Genomic DNA, 1,589 nt, shown 5'->3' on the forward strand with positions numbered 1-1,589 from the left:
GGTCTGGAGCGGGTCGGTCTCGATGACGATTTCTTCGCTCTTGGTGGTAACTCGCTGATCGCGATGCAGGTCGCTGCCCGGTTGAGCAGCGCGCTGGAGGCTCAGGTTCCGGTGATGTGGCTGTTCACCACGTCGACCACGGAGGCGCTGGCCGCAAGGATCGTGTCTGCGCGGCTGGGGCTCGAGAGCATGGCCGAGGACGCGGCGTTCGACGTGTTGCTCCCGCTGCGGTCCGGCGGGTCCAAGCCGCCGGTGTTCTGCATCCACCCGATCATCGGTCTCTCGTGGGCCTTCGCCGGATTGTCTGCGCACATCGACAAGGAACGCGGGATCTACGGCCTGCAGTCACCCGCGCTGTCCGGAGCGGCGCCGTTGCCCGAGACCGTCGAGGAATGGGCGCGGGTGTACGTCGAGCAGATCCGGACGGTGCAGCCCGAGGGGCCGTACCACCTGATCGGCTGGTCGCTCGGTGGTGTGATCGCTCACGCGATGGCGGCGCTGCTGCAGTCCGAGGGCGACGAGGTCGCGTTGCTGGCGATGATGGACAGCTTCGCGGAGCGACCCGCCGACGGGATGCTCGCGGATCGGGCCATGACCGCGGGCGATCTGCTCGGAGGCCTGCTCCCGGCGCTCGTGGCCGACGCTCCGGAGGGCTCGCTCGAGGTCATGGCGGCCGAGGTGCTGTCCGAGGAGATGCTGAGCGGGTTCGTCGAGAACCTGCCGGCGCCGTTCAACGCACTCGGGGCGGAGCGGATCACCGCCGCGGTGGACGCGGCGGGTGCCTCGGTCGCCGTGATGGATGCCTACATGCCCGCGAAGTACAAGGGTGACCTCGTGTACTTCGCCGCGCTTGTGGACGATCCCAGCGGCAGCGTCGGCGCGGGTACCTGGCGGGACGGGATCGACGGCCGGATCATGAGCCACGGCATCGACGAGACGCACTGGGGGATGGCCTCGCCCGCCGCGCTCGCCCAGATCGGTGCGGTGCTGCGAGAGGTGTGGGACGCCGAGGAGGTCGAGGCCGACGAGTAGGGAGTCAAGGAGCCCGTAGGCGGGCCCGACGTTGATCGAGAAGAACTGCAGCACACGAGTATCGACCGAGAGAGGCGCGACACATGAGCAATCCCTTCGATGATGAGGACGGCCAGTTCCTGGTGCTGGTGAACGACGAGGGCCAGCACTCGCTGTGGCCCATGTTCGCTCAGGTTCCGGCCGGCTGGGTCGAGGTGCACGGTCCGACCTCGCGTCAGGAATGCGTCGACTATGTCGAGGCGAACTGGACCGACATGCGGCCGAAGAGCCTGATCGAGGCGATGGCGGGGGACGCCGACCAATAGGCGCGATCGACGAACCCGCCACCAGAGCATCCGTTCCGGGGCGGGTTCGTTCATGGTCGTGAGCACCCGTCGGTGCCCCGGTGTGGGGCGCCGACCTCTCGTCGCGTGGCGACGATCCTCGGGGGCCGGCGTGGGTTCGGCCCTCCATCCCAACGGTAAGGAGTTCGGCCCCGTGTGTTCGATCCTCGGCATTTTCGATCTGCAGTCCGGCGACGATCTGGCCGCGCTGCGCGTTCAGGCCGTGGAACTGTC

Annotated in this window: 2 protein-coding genes; both read left to right on the top strand. The window is 68.1% G+C overall.

Annotated elements, in window-relative coordinates; translation table 11 throughout:
* A partial coding sequence (locus BR31_RS30150; protein ID WP_037178355.1) for a thioesterase domain-containing protein occupies positions 1 to 1,032 on the top strand: 1,032 nt, incomplete at its 5' end.
* An 83-nt stretch (positions 1,033 to 1,115) separates the two neighbouring features.
* The gene (locus BR31_RS0125075) at positions 1,116 to 1,337 is read left to right on the top strand and encodes an MbtH family protein (protein ID WP_027503351.1); all 222 of its coding nucleotides are present in this window, start codon (positions 1,116 to 1,118) and stop codon (positions 1,335 to 1,337) included.
* Positions 1,338 to 1,589: the final 252 nt, after the last annotated feature.

The organism is Rhodococcus sp. UNC363MFTsu5.1 (assembly GCF_000686785.1).
GTDB lineage: Bacteria > Actinomycetota > Actinomycetes > Mycobacteriales > Mycobacteriaceae > Rhodococcus_G > Rhodococcus_G maanshanensis.